General features: G+C 31.1%; 17 protein-coding genes and 1 tRNA gene. 9 read left to right on the forward strand and 9 right to left on the reverse strand.

The features are described from left to right. Nucleotides 1-30: 30 nt before the first annotated feature. Nucleotides 31-510 carry a hypothetical protein gene (locus KQA_RS0210070; protein ID WP_157366648.1) on the reverse strand — a complete coding sequence of 160 codons (480 nt, stop codon included), beginning with the start codon at nucleotides 508-510 and terminating at the stop codon, nucleotides 31-33. Between the two features lie 266 nt (nucleotides 511-776). On the opposite strand from KQA_RS0210070, the gene KQA_RS0210075 reads away from it, so the two are divergent. From KQA_RS0210075 to KQA_RS18825, 4 genes are read left to right on the forward strand one after another with little or no spacing between them, the layout of a single operon-like run. Then, complete coding sequence (locus KQA_RS0210075) at nucleotides 777-1,196, forward strand: LytR/AlgR family response regulator transcription factor (RefSeq protein ID WP_010180699.1); 420 nt, start codon at nucleotides 777-779, stop codon at nucleotides 1,194-1,196. A gap of 20 nt (nucleotides 1,197-1,216) precedes the next feature. Beyond that, a complete protein-coding gene (locus KQA_RS21000) occupies nucleotides 1,217-1,507 on the forward strand; it encodes a LytR/AlgR family response regulator transcription factor (RefSeq protein WP_394330921.1) in 291 nt (96 codons plus the stop codon). A 14-nt stretch (nucleotides 1,508-1,521) separates the two neighbouring features. Beyond that, nucleotides 1,522-2,073, forward strand: a complete 552-nt coding sequence (locus tag KQA_RS21005; protein ID WP_081483249.1) for a 7TM diverse intracellular signaling domain-containing protein — start codon at nucleotides 1,522-1,524, stop codon at nucleotides 2,071-2,073. Further along, the gene (locus KQA_RS18825) at nucleotides 2,019-2,945 is read left to right on the forward strand and encodes a sensor histidine kinase (protein WP_198283116.1); all 927 of its coding nucleotides are present in this window, start codon (nucleotides 2,019-2,021) and stop codon (nucleotides 2,943-2,945) included. Before KQA_RS21005 ends, KQA_RS18825 begins: the two co-directional genes overlap by 55 nt. Nucleotides 2,946-3,382: 437 nt before the next feature. On the opposite strand, the gene KQA_RS0210095 is transcribed toward KQA_RS18825, so the two are convergent. The 5 genes from KQA_RS0210095 to KQA_RS0210120 form a co-directional block, all read right to left on the reverse strand. Next, a complete protein-coding gene (locus tag KQA_RS0210095) occupies nucleotides 3,383-7,129 on the reverse strand; it encodes a sugar-binding protein (protein ID WP_010180706.1) in 3,747 nt (1,248 codons plus the stop codon). 119 nt (nucleotides 7,130-7,248) lie between these two features. Next, nucleotides 7,249-7,413: a hypothetical protein gene (locus KQA_RS20255; RefSeq protein WP_157366649.1), complete on the reverse strand. Its 165-nt coding sequence runs from the start codon at nucleotides 7,411-7,413 to the stop codon at nucleotides 7,249-7,251. Between the two features lie 819 nt (nucleotides 7,414-8,232). After that, complete coding sequence (gene fabF, locus KQA_RS0210110) at nucleotides 8,233-9,477, reverse strand: beta-ketoacyl-ACP synthase II (protein ID WP_010180713.1); 1,245 nt, start codon at nucleotides 9,475-9,477, stop codon at nucleotides 8,233-8,235. Then, nucleotides 9,474-9,908: a PaaI family thioesterase gene (locus KQA_RS0210115; RefSeq protein WP_010180714.1), complete on the reverse strand. Its 435-nt coding sequence runs from the start codon at nucleotides 9,906-9,908 to the stop codon at nucleotides 9,474-9,476. Before KQA_RS0210115 ends, fabF begins: the two co-directional genes overlap by 4 nt. Further along, entirely contained in the window at nucleotides 9,892-10,467 is a 576-nt protein-coding gene (locus KQA_RS0210120; RefSeq protein ID WP_010180716.1) for a TetR/AcrR family transcriptional regulator, read from the reverse strand. The genes KQA_RS0210115 and KQA_RS0210120 overlap by 17 nt, the downstream gene beginning before the upstream one ends. 571 nt (nucleotides 10,468-11,038) lie before the next feature. On the opposite strand from KQA_RS0210120, the gene KQA_RS18830 reads away from it, so the two are divergent. Then, nucleotides 11,039-11,500, forward strand: coding sequence for a transposase (locus KQA_RS18830; protein WP_010180718.1), 462 nt, complete (start codon nucleotides 11,039-11,041; stop codon nucleotides 11,498-11,500). Nucleotides 11,501-11,642: 142 nt separating this feature from the next. Here the strand turns inward: KQA_RS18830 and KQA_RS0210130 are convergent. Beyond that, a tRNA-Ser gene (locus KQA_RS0210130) sits at nucleotides 11,643-11,727 on the reverse strand. Nucleotides 11,728-11,892: 165 nt separating this feature from the next. Here KQA_RS0210130 and KQA_RS0210135 point away from each other — a divergent pair. Then, on the forward strand, nucleotides 11,893-12,936 hold the full coding sequence (locus tag KQA_RS0210135; protein ID WP_010180720.1) for a M28 family metallopeptidase: 1,044 nt from the start codon (nucleotides 11,893-11,895) through the stop codon (nucleotides 12,934-12,936). A gap of 314 nt (nucleotides 12,937-13,250) precedes the next feature. After that, nucleotides 13,251-14,498, forward strand: coding sequence for a M12 family metallopeptidase (locus KQA_RS0210140; protein ID WP_010180722.1), 1,248 nt, complete (start codon nucleotides 13,251-13,253; stop codon nucleotides 14,496-14,498). 121 nt (nucleotides 14,499-14,619) lie between these two features. Here the strand turns inward: KQA_RS0210140 and KQA_RS0210145 are convergent, their stop codons facing one another. After that, nucleotides 14,620-15,507: a LysR family transcriptional regulator gene (locus KQA_RS0210145; RefSeq protein ID WP_010180724.1), complete on the reverse strand. Its 888-nt coding sequence runs from the start codon at nucleotides 15,505-15,507 to the stop codon at nucleotides 14,620-14,622. Nucleotides 15,508-15,649: 142 nt separating this feature from the next. Here KQA_RS0210145 and KQA_RS0210150 point away from each other — a divergent pair, with 142 nt between their 5' ends. Together KQA_RS0210150 and KQA_RS0210155 are read left to right on the forward strand one after the other, a co-directional pair. Next, entirely contained in the window at nucleotides 15,650-16,042 is a 393-nt protein-coding gene (locus KQA_RS0210150) for a rhodanese-like domain-containing protein (RefSeq protein WP_010180727.1), read from the forward strand. A 74-nt stretch (nucleotides 16,043-16,116) separates the two neighbouring features. Further along, nucleotides 16,117-16,563: a GNAT family N-acetyltransferase gene (locus tag KQA_RS0210155; protein ID WP_010180729.1), complete on the forward strand. Its 447-nt coding sequence runs from the start codon at nucleotides 16,117-16,119 to the stop codon at nucleotides 16,561-16,563. Nucleotides 16,564-16,569: 6 nt separating this feature from the next. Here KQA_RS0210155 and KQA_RS0210160 read toward each other — a convergent pair whose 3' ends face one another. After that, nucleotides 16,570-17,388: a sugar nucleotide-binding protein gene (locus KQA_RS0210160; protein ID WP_010180731.1), complete on the reverse strand. Its 819-nt coding sequence runs from the start codon at nucleotides 17,386-17,388 to the stop codon at nucleotides 16,570-16,572. Between the last annotated feature and the right edge of the window lie 61 nt (nucleotides 17,389-17,449).

Consider the following 17,449-nt stretch of genomic DNA (forward strand, 5'->3'; position numbering starts at 1 on the left):
TTTTACAAAAATAATACAGCAAAGAATATCTCAAAAGATGTACTTGCTCGGGGGGATACCTGTAAATAAAAATTTCGCGTATTGAATGTTTTTTAAGTTCTTGAATCTTAAATTTTTATAATATTTAGTGTTGTCAATATTAAGATGAATAGAATAATACCCTTCTTGTATTCCTTCGTATAGAATTGGTTTCCATTCGAACCATTTGCCATCTATGGATTGAATTTGATATTCTATTGATTGTAGATCAGATTTAGTAGATAAAATTATTTCTACTCCTTGAAAGATGTTTGTCGGATTTATTTTGGTAGATTTTCCAATGAAAAATTTGGAATTTTCAAATTGATCAGAAAATTCAATGATCTCTCCATAAGGATCGTCATTATGGAGTTCACGATTAATCTCATCATTTGATGTGGAAACTTCTTCATCAAAAGACTCCTTTATACAGCTAGAAATAGATAGCATGCATAAGATAAAAAAATAGTTAATAAAATGATTGCGATTCATTGAGATGAAAGTTTAAATTAAGTTATTTTATTACAAATGTCAGTTATAAAATTTAATGTATTGGTAGTTATTTTGTGGATGGTAGGATTAAACTTGTGTTTTGTTTAAAAATGAATATGAGTTGTTTGGTTTTGGGTATATTAGTTTAAAAATTAATGGATAATTTACTCTAGGTTTATAAAGCGAATATTGAATTGTTCAGAAATAATAAATTTATAACGAAACCGTTTTTATTTGTATGAATGCTAATTCTAAAACTCTAAATAATGATTACTTCTGTGCTTATAGATGATGAAAAAGCTTCATTGGATACCCTAGAATGGAAAATTCAAAACTATTGCCCTATCATTAAAGTAATAGATAAAATTATAGATTCCAGAATGGCAATAGACTCTATTGTAAAAAACAGACCAGATTGTATATTTTTAGATGTAAATATGCCAAAGATATCAGGATTTGACCTTCTGGATAGTTTAAATGATATTCAATCTTATGTAGTATTAGTGACAGCTTATGAGGAATACGCACTACGAGCAATTAAAGCTTCTGTTTTTGACTACCTTTTAAAGCCAGTAGATAAATGTGATTTAATATCTTTAACTAAAAAGCTACAAAAGGATCTTGTAACGAAAAGTGTTCTTTGTGAAAAAAATCACATTCAAAATGTTAGTGTTGAAAAAAAATAGGCATTCAAGCCAAAGGTTTAATTAGTTTTTATGAATTAAACGAGATTGTTTTTATAAAAGCTGAAGGAAGTTATACTAGAATCTTTTTAACTAATAACAGAATGGAGATGATATCAAAAAATTTGAAAGAAACTATTTCTCTTTTTCCAGAGAATGAAGTTTTTTTTAGAGTTCATAACTCTTATTATATTAATCTCAATCATATTTCAAAGTATTATAAACATCAAGGAGGGACATTGATAATGAGTAATAATGAAAGTGTAAATATTAGTAGACATAAAAAAACTGAAATACTAAAAAAAATTCTTTAAGAGTTTAATTTCTAATGATTTTATTATTTTCAGTTTTTTCTTTTATAAATAATTTATTTCTGCAGATAGAATTGAATTCTTTAAAATATTATGAGCTTTTTGGTTTTCAGGCTTGGGTTCAAGGGGTTTTATCTGTTCTTTTTCTTTATCATTTCCTTTTTTTCTTTCAAAACAAAAATCGAATGTTTCTTTATTACAGTGCATTTGTGTTTTGTCTTTTGGTATATTTTGCTCATTATGTTCCTAAAATGTTTTATGTTCCGGATATTTCATATGTTTCTGTGACATTATTTTATGGGATTCAATTTTTGGCCTATTTTTTTTATATCTGTTATGTTAGAGAGGTTTTAAATACCAAAGTTTTAATCCCTGAATGGGACACTATTCTACAACTAGCCAAAAAGATATTACTTATTTTTATTGTGATCGTATCAATTTCTAGTCTTTTTCTTAGCACCATTGAGATTTTTACTCTCGTGGTTTTATTGTTTTATTGTTTTATTTGGTTACTTTGTTTGCAACGGTTAATTACTTTATATTTTATCGTTTTGCTGGAATGCCAGTAAAACTTTTGATTACAGGATCTGTGGTTTATCTTGTTCTTGCAAATGTTAGTTTGATTATAAGTGTTCGTATAGTATTCTACAATATTGTACCAAAATATAATCCAATCATTTTTATGCAAATTGGAGCTATAATTGAAGGGTTAATTTTCGCATTAATAGTCGGTTACAAATTTAATGACATTGAGCGTAAGAAAAGGTTAGCTCAAATACAATTGCTTAATAAATCAGTAGAAGCCTCTGAGTTAAAAGTAACTGCTTTAAAAGCACAAATGAATCCTCATTTTATATTTAATGTATTAAATTCTATCAATAATTTTATATTAAAAAATGAAAAAGAATTAGCTTCCGATTATCTAACTAAATTCGCAAAGTTAATTCGTGTTACCTTAAAGAATTCATCTCAGTCTACGGTAAGTCTTAAAGAAGAACTAGATACAATTAGAACCTATGTTAATCTGGAACAATTAAGGATTGAAGATGGCTTTGATTTGATAATAAACAATAATCAAAATTTGGATCTAAATCAAATAGAAATACCTCCACTTAGTCTACAGCCTTATGTGGAAAATGCGATATGGCACGGGCTGTATTCCAAAGAAGCGGAGGATAAGAAGATAGAGATAAGTATTAGTTCGAAGCTTGAAAATACACTTAATATAATCGTCAAAGATAATGGAATAGGAAGAGAAGCATCTTCAAAATTGAATCTTGAAGTTAAAAAATCTTTTGGAACTAAGATTACAAAAGAAAGAATAAAAATGATCTATCCTAATTCTTTGGTGGAAATTAAAGATATATATTCAAGTAATAACCCGAGTATCGTTTTAGGTACAAAAGTATCAATAATTATTCATGGTTTACCGAATTTATGAAGTTTAAATATGTTGATATTGTGAGTAGTTTAGTTGTTTGAATTCTAATTAATCTTTTCGTAGTACCTCTGGTTTTCGTAGTTGGCGATCTTTTAGTCAAAAATAAGGAGTGGAAGTAAATCAGAATTAATAATCAATACAGTATTTGTTTCTTTATCGATATCAGATTGTGAATAATCAAAAAATATTTTTCATTAATAAAAAACACAAAATGTCCCATTATTCCTAAGTGATTACCAAATTTTCTTGCATATTTCATGTTATGAAGAGAAAAATAGAACAGATAGAACAATCGTGAAGGAGGGAGGCTTAACTTTACTACTTTTAAAAAACAATAAAAAACCAGGAGGGGTTTTAGTTCTCCTGGTTTTAAACCAAGAGAGGTTTTAGTTCTCTTGGTTTGTGAGCTAATTAATAATTACATAGAGAGTTTGTGTTTACTCTTTAAGGAATTTAGCTTTATAAGAATATTTTTTTCCGGTAATGGAAATAAAATATAAGTTGCTATGGAGTTCACTTGTATCTAAGATATAGTTCTTCTCTTTGATGAATTTAGTTTCTATTACCGTTCCACTTATATTGTATATTTTCAGTACATATTCCTCCTTCAATTCAGAAGGAAAAACGATATGAAGATTATCTTTTGTTGGATTTGGAAAAAAATTTAAAGCAGTTTTGGAGGTTATTTTTGCCTTTTTACAATCATCTAGTTGTAGGGAACCAAAAACTGAGGTATCTTTCCATGCAATATCCTGATTAGCGTTCCAAGCTGTTTTTCTATCTCTATCTCCGCCATCATCATCATCATTAATGTGTATGTCTAACCCAAGTCTATTGCCTGTGTTTGGGTTTAAACCAATAAAAGACCACGCAATTTTGGCTTCTATCATATAACCAGAATTTGTTTTGGTTTGAGCAAAAGTGACTCCAGTAGGATTTTGTTGATTTGCCGGATAGTGATATACGTTTTGGTTATTGTACTCAAATATTAGTTGATGATCATTTTGATCATAAGATGAGCTCTTGCTATTATCACCGTCTATATAAATTTCTACACTATCATCTTGATAAGGTTTTTCAGAATCATTTTGTAATATATCATCTACTACATCTACTAAAATGTAAAGATATTCTGAATCCCATTTTGTTTGAAATTGTGATTTTTGGTTAGAGCTTGTTCCTACTATTTGATTTTCTATAGATAAAGAGTTTAAAGGCCAATCGTTATTACGACCATCAATAATTGGAGTATTGTTATTTTCTAAACAAATTTTATCTGCACCTGTATTTACAGGAAGACATTCTTTAGGCGAAACAGTTCCAAAAACAGCAGTATTTTGCCAAGCAATATCGCTTGAAGCGTTCCAGGTTATCTTTTTATCTCTGTTACCTCCATTATCATCATCATTAACGTGGATATCAAGGCCAAAAGGTTTATCTATTTCCGGATTTATGCCTATAAATGACCAAGCTATTCTAGTTTCTAATGTATAACCAGAATTCTTTGAGGTTTGTGCAAAATTAACACCACTAGGGTTTTGTTGATTTGCTGGATAATGATATACTGTTCCACTATTATATTGGAAAACTAATTGATGATCATTATTGTCATAAGAAGAGCTTTTTTCATTTCCTCCATCTATATAAATTTCTACGCTATCATCTTGGTAGGGCTGTTCAGAATCATTTGACAAGTCGTCATCTGTTACATCTACTAATATATAAAGATACTCTGAGTCCCATTGTGCTTGGAATTTAGCCGATAAATCATTGTCAGATGTTACATTGCCAAGAATTTTATTAGAAAGAGGATATGAGTTTTGGGACCAATCTGCATCAGAACCATCAATTGTAAGTTGTGTATTTAAACTACAAATTTCTTTTTCTGGTTGATTAATAGGTGTTCCCGCACAATTACAGTTTCCGTCCTCTACATCATTCTCTGTATTTGGATCTCCATCATCACAAGGGGTACCAGAAGAAGGACAGTTTACGTCATTTATATCATAATAATAAATGCCATCAGAGCCAGGTCCTACATATAATCTTCCATAGATAAATGGATCACCTTGCATTACTTTTGCTTGATTAAAGTTTCCTTGAATATAAGTTCCTATTTTCTTCCAACTTGAACCTCGGTCTATACTCATATGATACCCAAAATCTCCATTTACTTCACCTTGAATAAAAATAGTCGGATAATTTGAATTGGGTGCTGCTTTACCAACGGCAATATTATTTACTTTGTCTGTATTAGAGATTTCATTCCAGGTAGCACCTCCGTCGGTAGATAAATACACTCCGTGGACACCATCTTCTGCAACACCATTTGGGCCATGAGAATATAAAAGATGTCCAGCTTTACCATCCACTGAAATTAGTTTAGCATGCCAAGCGTTTGGCGGAACACTACCTTGTGTACTCCAATTAACCCCTCCATCTTCGGATTTAAATATTTTACCATTACCCCAATCATATATATAAAAAGTGTTTGGGAGCACTCTATCCGCTACGAGCACTTTTTTCTCTAAGTAAAATGCATGAATACAACAGTTACCTGAATTACAAGGCATGTTAATTTTTTTCCAGGTTTTACCTCTATCTTTTGTATAGTACGCAGGTTTATTACCAACTGGAAGCCAAACTATATTGTTTATGTCATTTGCGGAAACAGCGATATTACCAAAAATCGAATTAACTTCATTTGGTTCTGGCATGCTTTCAAATTTTGTCCAAGTGAGTCCTCCATCCATTGAATATCCCGAATTTCGGTGTTCATCATCATAGCAGCAAAACCTGTGGTCTTCGGTTATAGTAACAACGAAATTGGGATTAGAAGGAGATACGTCAATATCCCAGGTAGAGTTAAAACGGGTATTAGGATAGTACCTATCTGCATATTCTTCAAAATTAGTAGGTTTCTTTACAAACATAGCTCTATCCCATAACCCTGCAATAACATTCCCGTTTTTAAGGGCTACAATGTCGTTGTTTACCATATGTTCTTGCCCATATGAAAGTCCGGTCCACGATATGTCAGAATCATTTGTGTCAGTGGATACCCAAGTGCCAATTCCTCCCGCTCTCCATAGTTTTCCTTCAATAATAGGGTCAAACGTAATTTCTCCTACGGACATCCATCCTCCATCTCCCAAGGTTTTGAACCAAGGGATGTCAGAATCGGCAGTACTCCAGGTTAATTTTGTCCAACTAGGAGAAGACGAATTGGCATTAGTTGTTCTGTAAAAAGGCTTGTCTCCTCTAGCTTTAACAATTACTCTGTTGTTATTAAACGGATCCACGGCAACATCAGCAATATTAGTTTCATTGTTTGGTGTAATATTTTGCCATGTGTTTTTATTATATTTTCTGCAACCAAATTGGCGAGTAGAAACGTATAAATGTCCGTTTCCAGCAATTTCCATATCAGTAAATTCTACGGAATTACTAAAACCAGAGCCAGCTGTAATATTAATCCAACTTGTTCCTGCATCAGTACTTTTATATACTCCAACCCCGTCAATATTAAGGTAGATTGTATTGGTTCTACCATTTGTTGTACCACTGTTGGGGTCAAAAATTATTTCACGAATCCCTCTTTTTTCTGTACCTTTAAGTATATTAGATACAACTTGCCAAGAATCACCTCCATTTGTAGTTTTGTATAACCCATTATTAATACTACCAAAGTAAACAACATTTTTGTTATTAGGGTCGATGGATAGTCTTTCTCCATGTAATTTGGACTCATCTCTATTTGCTGACATTCTAATGTTAGGAAAATTAGTAGTAACCCAAGTATCACCTTGGTCAACACTTTTAAAAATAGTATTGTCAAAAGCCATGTAAATTAGATTTTTGTCGGAGGGAGCTGAATTTATACTGAGTACACCTCTATACTTGTATAAATTTACTCGATCTGCAGGCATGCTTGATGCGGTGATTAGAGGGGTCCATTCTTTATTGTTTTCGTTCCATTTCCAGGCATTACTAACATCTGACTTGGCTAATATTAGTGATCCACTGGGGTGAATAGAAAGACCAGTTAACCAACCACCTGCTCCTAATCTTATTTTCTTCCATTGATTTTCTTGGGCGAAACCAGAGTTTAACAAAAAAAAAACGAAAAATAACAACTCAAATAATGGTTTTATTTTTGTATTGTCTATTAAAAAATATTTCATGATAAATTGTGTGAATGTTAAGTGTTTTGAAAGGGGGAGCAAATAAGAGGTCCCGGTAATTTTATAGTTACCAGTACTTCATTGCAAACTCAAACTTTAAAAGCTATTAATGAATTATATTATTTACAATGTCTATCATAACATTGAGTCATGCAGTATGCATAAGCAGCAGTGCAAGCTAAGAGAGCAAATCCTCCTGTTCCAGCACCACAAGCGGTATATGCCGTAGCAGCAGCAGCTACGCATAAGGGATATCTCCAGTTACACTTTTTCCTCTTTTTCATAAATGAATAATTATTAATTTCTTTAATATTTTTCATTCCAATCGCTATAACTTTATTTTGTTCTGTTTCGGAAATCGAAGGAAGTAAATCTGGATAACTCGTCTTTAGCTCATTCGCTATCAAGTTAAGATTTTCTTGAATTTTGATTATTTCAGGTATTTTGAGCAGTGTATTTATGGTTTCTTCATCTTTATTTTGGTATAGTTGATATAATTGTCCACCAGAGATGTTTTCTTATTCCAAAATATTCGCTATTTCATTTACTAACTCATCTTGTAGGATTTCAAATTCCTGAAACTTCGACTCTGCTTGTAGTTCTTTAAACCTAACCTCAGTATTACTCAAAGATTCGTGATCGTTTTCAACGTTGTCCTTAGAACAAGAAGTTATTAAAATTAGAGAAAATAGGATCAGAAAAGAACTTGTTTTTTTCATGTTTAAATGGTTTTAAAAGATTAGTAATAATTTCTGATCAAAATTAAGTTAACCTATGTGTTCCTAAATTTGTTTTTTTATAGTTGTAATAAATAAATTCACAAATGGTTTATATTGGGTTACTGTTGACATTTAATAACAGAGTTCATTCTTTTCAAGGAGGTAGGTTTACTTTTATTTAACTGAGATGTTTTTTATTTGTTCAAACACATCCAGTTTATTAATTGGAATAAGAAAGGGTAGGTGGGCGTTCATAAGGTAGTGTTTCAACTTTGCTTTTGGCGATTAGAGTTTTTTTTGCAGACTTAACGGTTGGTAGTTAATAATAAAAAATTCGATAGTTAACCATACGTAAAAGTGTAGTAAAATGTATAAAAAGTAAAGTTATTCAGAATATTTCTTAAAAATGGTGGTCGCGATATGTCCACCAAATCCAAATGTATTGCTCATAGCAAAATTTATAGTTTTTTCTTTAGCACTTTGTAGCGTTAAATCAAACATGTCGTTAAAATAGGGTTCAATATTTTTGCTATTAATAGTTGGGGGGATGGTATCCTTTTGAATTGCGGAAATACAAGCTATGGCTTCTATGGCACCAGCTGCACCTAATAAATGACCAGTCATGGACTTTGTTGCACTGATATTTAATTGATTTTTTTTGCCAAAGACTCGTTCAATTGCTTTTAATTCACTGATGTCGCCTAATGGTGTAGAAGTAGCATGAGCATTGAGATAATCTATATTTTCCGGTGAGATATTTGCGTCTTCCATGGCGCTTTTCATGCCTAAAAATGCACCTTCCCCATCCGGGTGTGTTCCTGTTAGATGATACGCGTCTGCTGCCATTCCGCCTCCGACAATTTCTGCGATGATCGTGGCGCCTCTTTTTTTAGCATATTCTAATTCTTCCAAAATAATAGCTCCAGCACCTTCTCCCATTACAAAACCATCTCGTTCCATATCAAAAGGTTTAGAGGCCGATTTTGGATTTTTGTTATTTGTTGATAGTGCTCTTGAAGCATTAAAACCACCTATACTGCTTTCGTTTATAGGAGCTTCTGAGCCACCGGTGATTATCATGTCCGCTTTTCCCCATCTTATATAGTTAAAAGCATCGATGATGGAGGTATTAGATGTTGCACAAGCTGAAACTGTAGTAAAATTTATCCCTCTTAATCCATATTTTATTGAAATAACGCCAGAAGCAATATCTACTATCATTTTTGGAATAAAATAAGGGTTAAATCTTGGAGTACCATCACCTTTAGCAAACTCAGTTATTTGTTGTTGGAAAGTGTTAATACCTCCATTACCAGATCCCCAAATAACTCCAATACGGTTTTTGTTTAGTTTGTCAAAATCAATATCACTGTTTCTTATGGCTTCATCTACAGCTATTAAAGCATATTGTGTAAATAAATCATATTTACGAGCTTCAGATTTTGGAATAAAATCGATAGGATCAAAATTTTTGAGTTCGCAGGCAAATTTTGTCTTAAATTTTTCCGTGTCAAATTTCGTAATCAAAGATGATCCACTTTTTCCTGTAATTAACGATTCCCAAAAGTCATTTGTGTTGTTTCCGATAGGGGTTAGAGCCCCAGTGCCTGTTATTACAACTCTTTTCATATCTGTTTTTCTATTCTTAAGAGATTGGAGTATCCTTTGGCGATAAGTCGAGCCTTAGAATTATTCCATATTTCACATTGTACATTTATAATTTTTTTTCCTTTCTTGATTGTTTGGGTTTCTGCAATTATAGTTTGTCCTTCATGTGCGGTAGAAAAATAATCAACCACGTTATTTATAGTGGTGTATGCAGAAGGTTCTCCGAAAGAAAAAACAGTCGCTCCTATGGTATCATCTACAATCGCTGCTGTTATACCACCGTGCAAACTGCCTGAAGGGTTGAGCCATTCTTTTCGTATTTCATATTCAAATATTAAATTATCTTCTTTCACAGAAATTAAAATAGGATTTAGCCATTGCATTAAAGGCGAGGGAGAATTAGTTGCATCTTTTCCTACTTGAGTTTTTAAAAATTCAATTGCGTTGTTCATTTTTCTTTTCGTTTAATAATTCTTGTTTAATAGTAGATTTAACGATATCAAAATCATTAGTGCCGGTTAGCCTTGAAATTTGAAGGCTTGCGAGCATATTGGTTATGATCATTAATGCTTTAGTTCTAGATGAACCATAAAAATTGAATGTTTTATTTTTTTTTCCTTCTTCAAGAAAATTGCTTACCCAAACAAGCATTAAGTTAGAGAATACTTTAAGTTTATCTTGAACTCTTGGATCTAAAGTATTGAGGTCACTGGCAAGAGAACCAATTAAGCATATTTTATTCTTCTGTCTTATAATCTGATAAATGGCAAGAAATTGATCTAGTTTGTCTAAAGGGGTTTCTTGTTCAACTTTTTTGATTAGATCTTTCAAATTGTTTATATGATTATCGATAACCGCAATACCTAAATCCGACTTGCTAGGGAAGTGATAATGTATAGAAGAGGTTTTGATCCCTACTTTTTCCGAAATATCATAAAAACTAAATGAGTTGTAGCCTCTTTGTCTTATTAGACTATCGGCAAGGAGAATTATTTCATTTTTTTTAGACATATCATATGTTGCGAATAAATTTTGTATAAATATAAACTTATCTACTAATAGATAGGTAAAAATACTTATTTTTTTTAATTATTCAAAAATGATTAAATTTTTAATTCCTTATTTATTGGTTCTTTCGCCTTGATTTTTAATGCCTTTAATATTAAGATAAAGGTTAAGGTGTTTTCTGAAGAGTTGATCTAAAAACTTTTGTTTTTGGAATAACGGAAAGGATGAATATGGTTTAGTACTTAATGGTTTGCCGCGGAGGAAGTTTCTTGTTTTCAGTTTTGGATAGTTGGGTATTGTTTTGCGCTACCATTTATTTGGATTATGTGTCATTTGATGGTTAAAATGCAACAGTCTGCAAGAAAAATGAAAAAACTAAAGCTAAAAATACTTTATTTCACACAAATAATAATTTAAAATAACGATCGAATGTATAAGAAAGCTAGATTAATGATAAGGTTATTTTTTGTGACTTTAATATTGGTTTCTTGCGAAAACAAGGAGTCTTTTATGGTACATAATGATATAGGCTTACATGATTATAATGAAAAGAATTTAGGATCATTCTCAAAAGTTGTGTGTAGATTTAAATAAGAATCTGATCTTAGCAAAAAAACAGCAATCGGATCCATATATTGACTTACTAAAAGTTCTGTTACCAGAATTACTAATTATTCAAAATCAAAACAAATGGACAACATCACAACAAAACAGAGCCACAATATTATTCAAACTCTATCCCAAAATAGAAAAGGCATACAATTTAGCTCAAAAACTAAAATACATATATGAGAATAATAATGATAAAAATGTAGCTAGACTTAAGTTAGCCAAATGGTACAACCAAGTTGAAAAAGAAGGTTTTAAATCATTTAACACTATAGCTAGAACTATACAAAACCATTATGAAAATATATTGAACTATTTTAATAACAGAAGTACAAATGCTTCAGCTGAATCTTTCAATGCGAAAATAAAGGAGTTTAGAAATCAATTTAGAGGCGTAAGAGATGTAAAATTCTTCCTCTATATATAGGCTAACTAAATTATATGCTTAATTTTGGCTACTCCCCAATAATATTACTTGATCCCTTTTAGTCTTGATCCATTTTTTTTTGAACTCTACAAAAGTTGTATAAAAGCAAAAAGCTTCTTGAAAAATCAAGAAGCTTTTCTTGCGGAGAATGAGGGATTCGAACCCCCGGAGGTGTGACCCTCAACAGTTTTCAAGACTGCCGCATTCGACCACTCTGCCAATTCTCCAGTGTGTCTCATAAGGTATTCCCTAAATGCGAGTGCAAATATAAGAAGCTTTTTTAGTTTGACAAACATTATTTTCATTAAATTCACATTTAATTAAAATATATTTTTAGAAGGAATTTAGTGCACTTACTTTCAGTAGGTTATGTGGTAAAATAAATTAAATCAATGAAGAATGCATTTTTTAGAGGAGTCTTCCTCCTTTTAGTGGTGGGTTGTAAAACCTTAAGTACTGATAATAAGGAAGAAAAAATAGTAGATTTAATATCTAACATAAAATTAGAAGCAGTTGACCCAACTTCTTATGCAAATACCATTACGGAAAATGAACTTAAAGAAACTCTTTATGAATTTGCAGATGATGCAATGGAGGGTAGAGAAACTGGGGAATTAGGTCAAAAAAAGGCAGCAGCTTATTTAAAGGCTCATTACAAAAAAATAGGCATACCTAGTCCGGATACCATTAATTATTATCAAAATATACCTAAAGAATTTTTTAGTGGATCAATTAAAAAATCTGAAAATGTTGTTGCCTTTCTTGAGGGAACTACATACCCAGAAGAGATTATAGTACTTTCTGCCCATTATGATCATTTGGGAGTAAACTCGAGAGGTGAAATTTATAATGGAGCTGATGATAACGGGTCGGGAACTATGAGTATATTACAAATAGCAGAAGCTTTTGTAAAAGCAAAAAAAGAGGGGGTGGGTCCTAAAAGGAGCATTTTATTTTTACATGTTACTGGGGAAGAGAAAGGTTTGTATGGGTCACGTTATTACACAGAAAATCCTTTATATCCATTAAAAAATACAGTGTGTAACCTTAATGTTGATATGATTGGGAGGGTTGATGCAGCTCATGAAAATGCCCCTAATTATATATATATAATAGGTAGTGATCGTTTAAGTAATGAGTTACATTTAATAAATGAAGCTGTGAATGAAAAGTATACTTTGTTTAATTTAGATTACAAATACAATAAGAAATCTGATCCAAATCGTTTTTATTACAGGAGTGATCACTATAATTTTGCTAAAAATAACATTCCAATAATCTTTTATTTTAATGGCGTTCATAATGATTATCATGAAGTATCTGATGTGCCTACTAGTATCAACTATGAATTACTAACCAAACGATCTAAGCTTATTTTTTTCACTGCTTGGGAAATTGCAAATAGAAAAGAGAGAATTTTACTTAATGAGCATTGATTGTAGTAATGAATATATCTAATAATTGTAGCGTTTCATTTTTATAGGCACTATATTTTAATTTGTATGAAATAGGAACGAAAAAAGACACATTATTAAGTTTATAAGCAATTTTTTATTTTATTTGAGCTGATTATTTTAAGTCTAACTTACATTTTGTTTGATGAAATTCATTAAAAAGTTAGTTGATTAACAAATTTTAACAGATTAACTACAGTTTGGATAAAATATCCGTAAGAAAAACTTCTAGGTAATACTAAATAAATCATTTTACTGGTTTATATACCTAAACACTAATAAATAATTTTTTAGGTATGAAATTAACAAAATTAGCTACTATTACAGCAGCAGTACTTTCACTTTGGTCTTGCCAAACAGAAGATACAAATGTGAATAATGATGATACCACACTTCAAGGTCAGACAGAAATTAGAAGTTTAATGGGGATAAAAAACTTCCCCGTTGTTAAACAGCCAGATGGCAGTTTTTTACATGGTGATGTTATTTTAGAAGAGTCAAATTTTGACGATCCCAATGCTCCAGATATATTAGAGCCACAAACTCCTGAAAAAGGAGCATTAACTTTAGGTAATGGTTATGTGCGTAAATGGCCAAATAATACTGTAGTTTTTAGGTATGACAACAGTATGACTTCACAAATGAGAAGCACTTTCCAACAGGCTATGGATGAGTGGAAAAATAAAACTAATGTTCGTTTTAAGGAGCGTACAAATGAAGCTGATTTTGTTACTGTTAAATCAACTGGTGATGATTGTTTTTGTGGATATGCAACTTTAGGACAAGCAAGGAATAGAGGTGTTTTAGCCGTAGGAACTAGAGCTCCTTTATCTGTTGTAATGCACGAAATTGGTCACACTTTAGGATTTTTACACGAGCAAAATAGATCTGATAGAGATGCTTATGTGAAAATTAATTTTCAAAACATATCAAGAGGAGCTGAAGATCAATTTTACAAAAGCGATAATTCTATAAATTTAACGGACAAGTTAGATTTGCAATCAATAATGATGTATGGATCGTATACATTTTCGGCAAATCGTCAGCCAACAATTGTTGATTTAAACGGGAATACATACAGAAAAACAGGGCGTTTATCTGAAGGTGATATCAAAGGAACAAATAAAGCTTACCCAGGTAATTCTACAGGTGGTGATGATACTACAGATGAGGACGAAGACGAAGATGATGACACTACTGATGAGGACGAAGATGAAGATGATGATACTACAGATGAGGATGAAGACGAAGACGATGATGTGAAAGATCCAAAAGATGTTTGTAGTGGAGTAGCGGAATGGAAGCGTAATGGAACCTATAGTGTTGGTGACAGAGTAACATACAAAGGTTATTTATTTGAAAGAGATTTTTCAAATTGGAGTTTCATAAAAAAATGTGGAGTTACCGTTGAAAAAGACATTTGTGCCGGAATTGATAGATACAATGGAGGAAGATATAATGTAGGGGATCAAGTAGTTTTCAGAGGATATTTATATACTCGTGTTCAAGGAGGTTGGATAAGAGAAGGTCAATGTGGTAGATAATCACTGCTAAAAACTTAGAATAGTATTTTAAGTAAAACTAGTAAGACTACTATAATGAATACAAATAGTTTTTTTAATAGTTAAATTGGGGGAGAGCTGCTTTTTTAAGCAGCTCTTTTTTTTATATAGAAAATTCAGAAACAAAGTTTGAAATAAAGTCCTTTATGTATTTCTTTTGTTCATCTGTTTTACGGATAACTAAAAAGTGGCGTCTCTTCAAGCCTTTTTTGCCAATTTTTTTAAAAACGAGATGATCTAAGGTTTTAAATGATTTTAAGGCCCATTTAGGCATGCATAACAATCCGAAATTCGCTTCTATTAATTCCAATGCAACTTCGGTAAGTGGAATAGCCGAAATTTTGCGAGGAGTAATATTGTTTGGTTTTAAAAAGTGTTCATAAATGGAAACTGTTTCCAAAGGAAAAGAATGAATAATTAAATGTGTATTGGAAAAATGATTTGCACTAATATAATCTAGTGTGTTTAATTTGTTTTCTTTATGCATAACAGCATAAATTTCATCATCAAAAAGATCAATACTTAAAAGCAAATCATTTTTTGGTTTGGAGGTAACAATTGCAATATCTATGTCCTTTGATAAAATTTTTGAAATTGGTTTATGAGTAGCTTCAAGTATTAAATCAACATTAATTTCTGGATATAATAATCCCATTTTTTGAATAAATTTGGGTAAACCTTGATAAAAGGAGTAGCATTCGGTACTTACTTTTATATTCCCGATTGATCCTTGTCGTATTTGCTGAATATTTTTGAAACTGGCATCTATATTTTCTAAAATTTTATTTCCTAAAAGATATAATTCATGACCTTCATCTGTAAGTTTCCATTGAGCTCGTGTACGGTAAAAGACTTTAAACCCAAGCTGATTTTCAAGATCTTTTAACTGGTGGCTTAAAGCTGATTGAGTTAGGAATAATTTGCTTGTTGCATTAGCAATGCTACCTTGTTCAGCTATAGTTTTAATTAATTTAAAGTATTTGATTTCCATAAAAAAAAGTTACATAAGTTGTAACAAAAAAGAGTTATTGATGTGTGAAAAATAATCAACTTAATATTAAAATTATTCAATTTTAATATTTTAAATGAGGCCATAGTATTTTTAGTTTTATGAAAAATTAAAAAGTATAATTATGAGAAAACAAATTGAATTTTATGAGAATAAATTAGCATATGAAATGGATCCGTCCGATTTGTATGAAGCTTTTGAAAGCAATACCACATTTGTAGCTCTTGATACCCGACAGAAAGTTGGTTTTGATAAAGAGCATATCCCAACAGCGATTAACATTCCGCACAGAGAAATGACAGAGGCAAGTACAGTCCATTTAGATAAAGCAAAAATCTATGTATGTTATTGTGATGGAATTGGTTGTAATGCATCCACAAAAGGAGCTTTAAAAATGACTAAATTGGGCTTTAAAGTAAAAGAGTTAATTGGTGGAATTGAATGGTGGAAATTAGATGGCTATGCTACAGCAGGAACTCATTCAAAACAAGGAATGCAATTTAAGTGTTATTGTTAGTTTTTAATTAAAGTTGAAAAACAAAAGTAGCATGCATACATCAAGCTGTAATTAATTTGTGTTAATTTAATGTCATGATTGTAAGATTTGTAAAAGAACAAGATGTAACCGAAGTTGTTAAATTATGTGAGTTGCATGCTGCTTTTGAAAAAACGATATATAGCGCCAGGAATAAGAGCACATTATTATCTACACATTTTTTTAATAAAGAAAGTTATGTAAACTGTTTAGTTGTTGAAGTAGATAAAGAAATTGTAGGATATGCTACTTTTATGAAGCAATTTTCAACATGGGATGCAAATTTTTATATGTATCTGGATTGTTTGTTTTTAAAGGAAAATGTACGAGGAAAAGGACTAGGGGCATTACTAATGCAAAAGATAAAAGACCATGCCGTTTCTCAAAATTGTACTGAAATACAATGGCAAACACCAGATTTTAATAAAAGAGCCATTACTTTTTATAAAAAGTTAGGAGCGCAATCAAAAACTAAAGAACGATTTTTTTGGCCTGTTCCATAATCCAAGTTAAATTTTAAGGCTACCTTTCACAACATCATTAATAGTAAATTGTAAATATTTTGGAAGTAAATTATCTTTAGGCAACACAGCTAGGTAGCGGTCATTATTTGAATTGTATACTTGTTTGAATATGCATTGTTTTAAACCGAGTTCTTCTGTAATTTCTTTAATTAAATCATAATGATGTATTAAGTCTTTACTTCCTAAATGAAAAACTCCTTTTCTATTTCGATTTATAATATAATGTAATTGTTGTGTAAATTTTGAAACCGTGGTTGCATTAAGAATAACATTTGGAAAAACTTCAATAGGGGCTTTTAAGTGTTGTAGTTGTTTTAATTCTTGAATTCTAGGAGAGCCATGTCCAAAAATCATGGGCAAACGTGCAATTACATATTTGTGGGTAGGTAATCGGAGTAGGGCATTTTCAATTTTTATTTTAAATCTACCGTACGAGCTTTCACTAAATGTTTTATCATATTCATATGAAGGATAATGATGAAAGCTGTCAAATACATTAGAGCTACTTAAAAAAATGAATTTGCACTTATTTGTTTTAATCCAATCTATTAACGCTAAATGAAACTGTACTTGGGAATTAAAGTTGCCACGTACACATGATATAATAATATCGGGCTTAAGGCTGCTTAAAAGAATAGCTACAGGTTCGGTTTCAAAGTTAAAGGCATAAAACTTTTGATTCTTCTCAAAAAAACTATTGTGAGTATTAAATGTAGCATAAGTATCAAAATAGGAATTGAGTTCTTTATAAAGGGCATTTCCTAAAAAGCCACTTCCACCAAAAATTAATATTTTTTTTGACATGCGATCAGGGGTTATCTTGCTAATTTAATTTTTATTCCTTTTAGAAGTTTAAATATTGATT

It is taken from the genome of Aquimarina agarilytica ZC1 (genome assembly GCF_000255455.1).
GTDB classification, from domain to species: domain Bacteria; phylum Bacteroidota; class Bacteroidia; order Flavobacteriales; family Flavobacteriaceae; genus Aquimarina; species Aquimarina agarilytica.

Bases quoted from the DNA above. Each gene is read 5' to 3' on its own strand.
- KQA_RS0210135 (WP_010180720.1), top strand. From the start codon at position 11,893: ATGAAGAATGCATTTTTTAGAGGAGTCTTCCTCCTTTTAGTGGTGGGT.
- KQA_RS0210155 (WP_010180729.1), top strand. From the start codon at position 16,117: ATGATTGTAAGATTTGTAAAAGAACAAGATGTAACCGAAGTTGTTAAA.
- KQA_RS0210145 (WP_010180724.1), bottom strand. From the start codon at position 15,507: ATGGAAATCAAATACTTTAAATTAATTAAAACTATAGCTGAACAAGGT.
- KQA_RS0210075 (WP_010180699.1), top strand. From the start codon at position 777: ATGATTACTTCTGTGCTTATAGATGATGAAAAAGCTTCATTGGATACC.
- KQA_RS0210070 (WP_157366648.1), bottom strand. From the start codon at position 510: ATGAATCGCAATCATTTTATTAACTATTTTTTTATCTTATGCATGCTA.
- KQA_RS0210160 (WP_010180731.1), bottom strand. From the start codon at position 17,388: ATGTCAAAAAAAATATTAATTTTTGGTGGAAGTGGCTTTTTAGGAAAT.
- KQA_RS0210120 (WP_010180716.1), bottom strand. From the start codon at position 10,467: ATGTCTAAAAAAAATGAAATAATTCTCCTTGCCGATAGTCTAATAAGA.
- KQA_RS0210115 (WP_010180714.1), bottom strand. From the start codon at position 9,908: ATGAACAACGCAATTGAATTTTTAAAAACTCAAGTAGGAAAAGATGCA.
- KQA_RS21005 (WP_081483249.1), top strand. From the start codon at position 1,522: ATGATTTTATTATTTTCAGTTTTTTCTTTTATAAATAATTTATTTCTG.
- fabF (WP_010180713.1), bottom strand. From the start codon at position 9,477: ATGAAAAGAGTTGTAATAACAGGCACTGGGGCTCTAACCCCTATCGGA.
- KQA_RS0210150 (WP_010180727.1), top strand. From the start codon at position 15,650: ATGAGAAAACAAATTGAATTTTATGAGAATAAATTAGCATATGAAATG.
- KQA_RS20255 (WP_157366649.1), bottom strand. From the start codon at position 7,413: ATGAAAAAGAGGAAAAAGTGTAACTGGAGATATCCCTTATGCGTAGCT.
- KQA_RS0210140 (WP_010180722.1), top strand. From the start codon at position 13,251: ATGAAATTAACAAAATTAGCTACTATTACAGCAGCAGTACTTTCACTT.
- KQA_RS0210095 (WP_010180706.1), bottom strand. From the start codon at position 7,129: ATGAAATATTTTTTAATAGACAATACAAAAATAAAACCATTATTTGAG.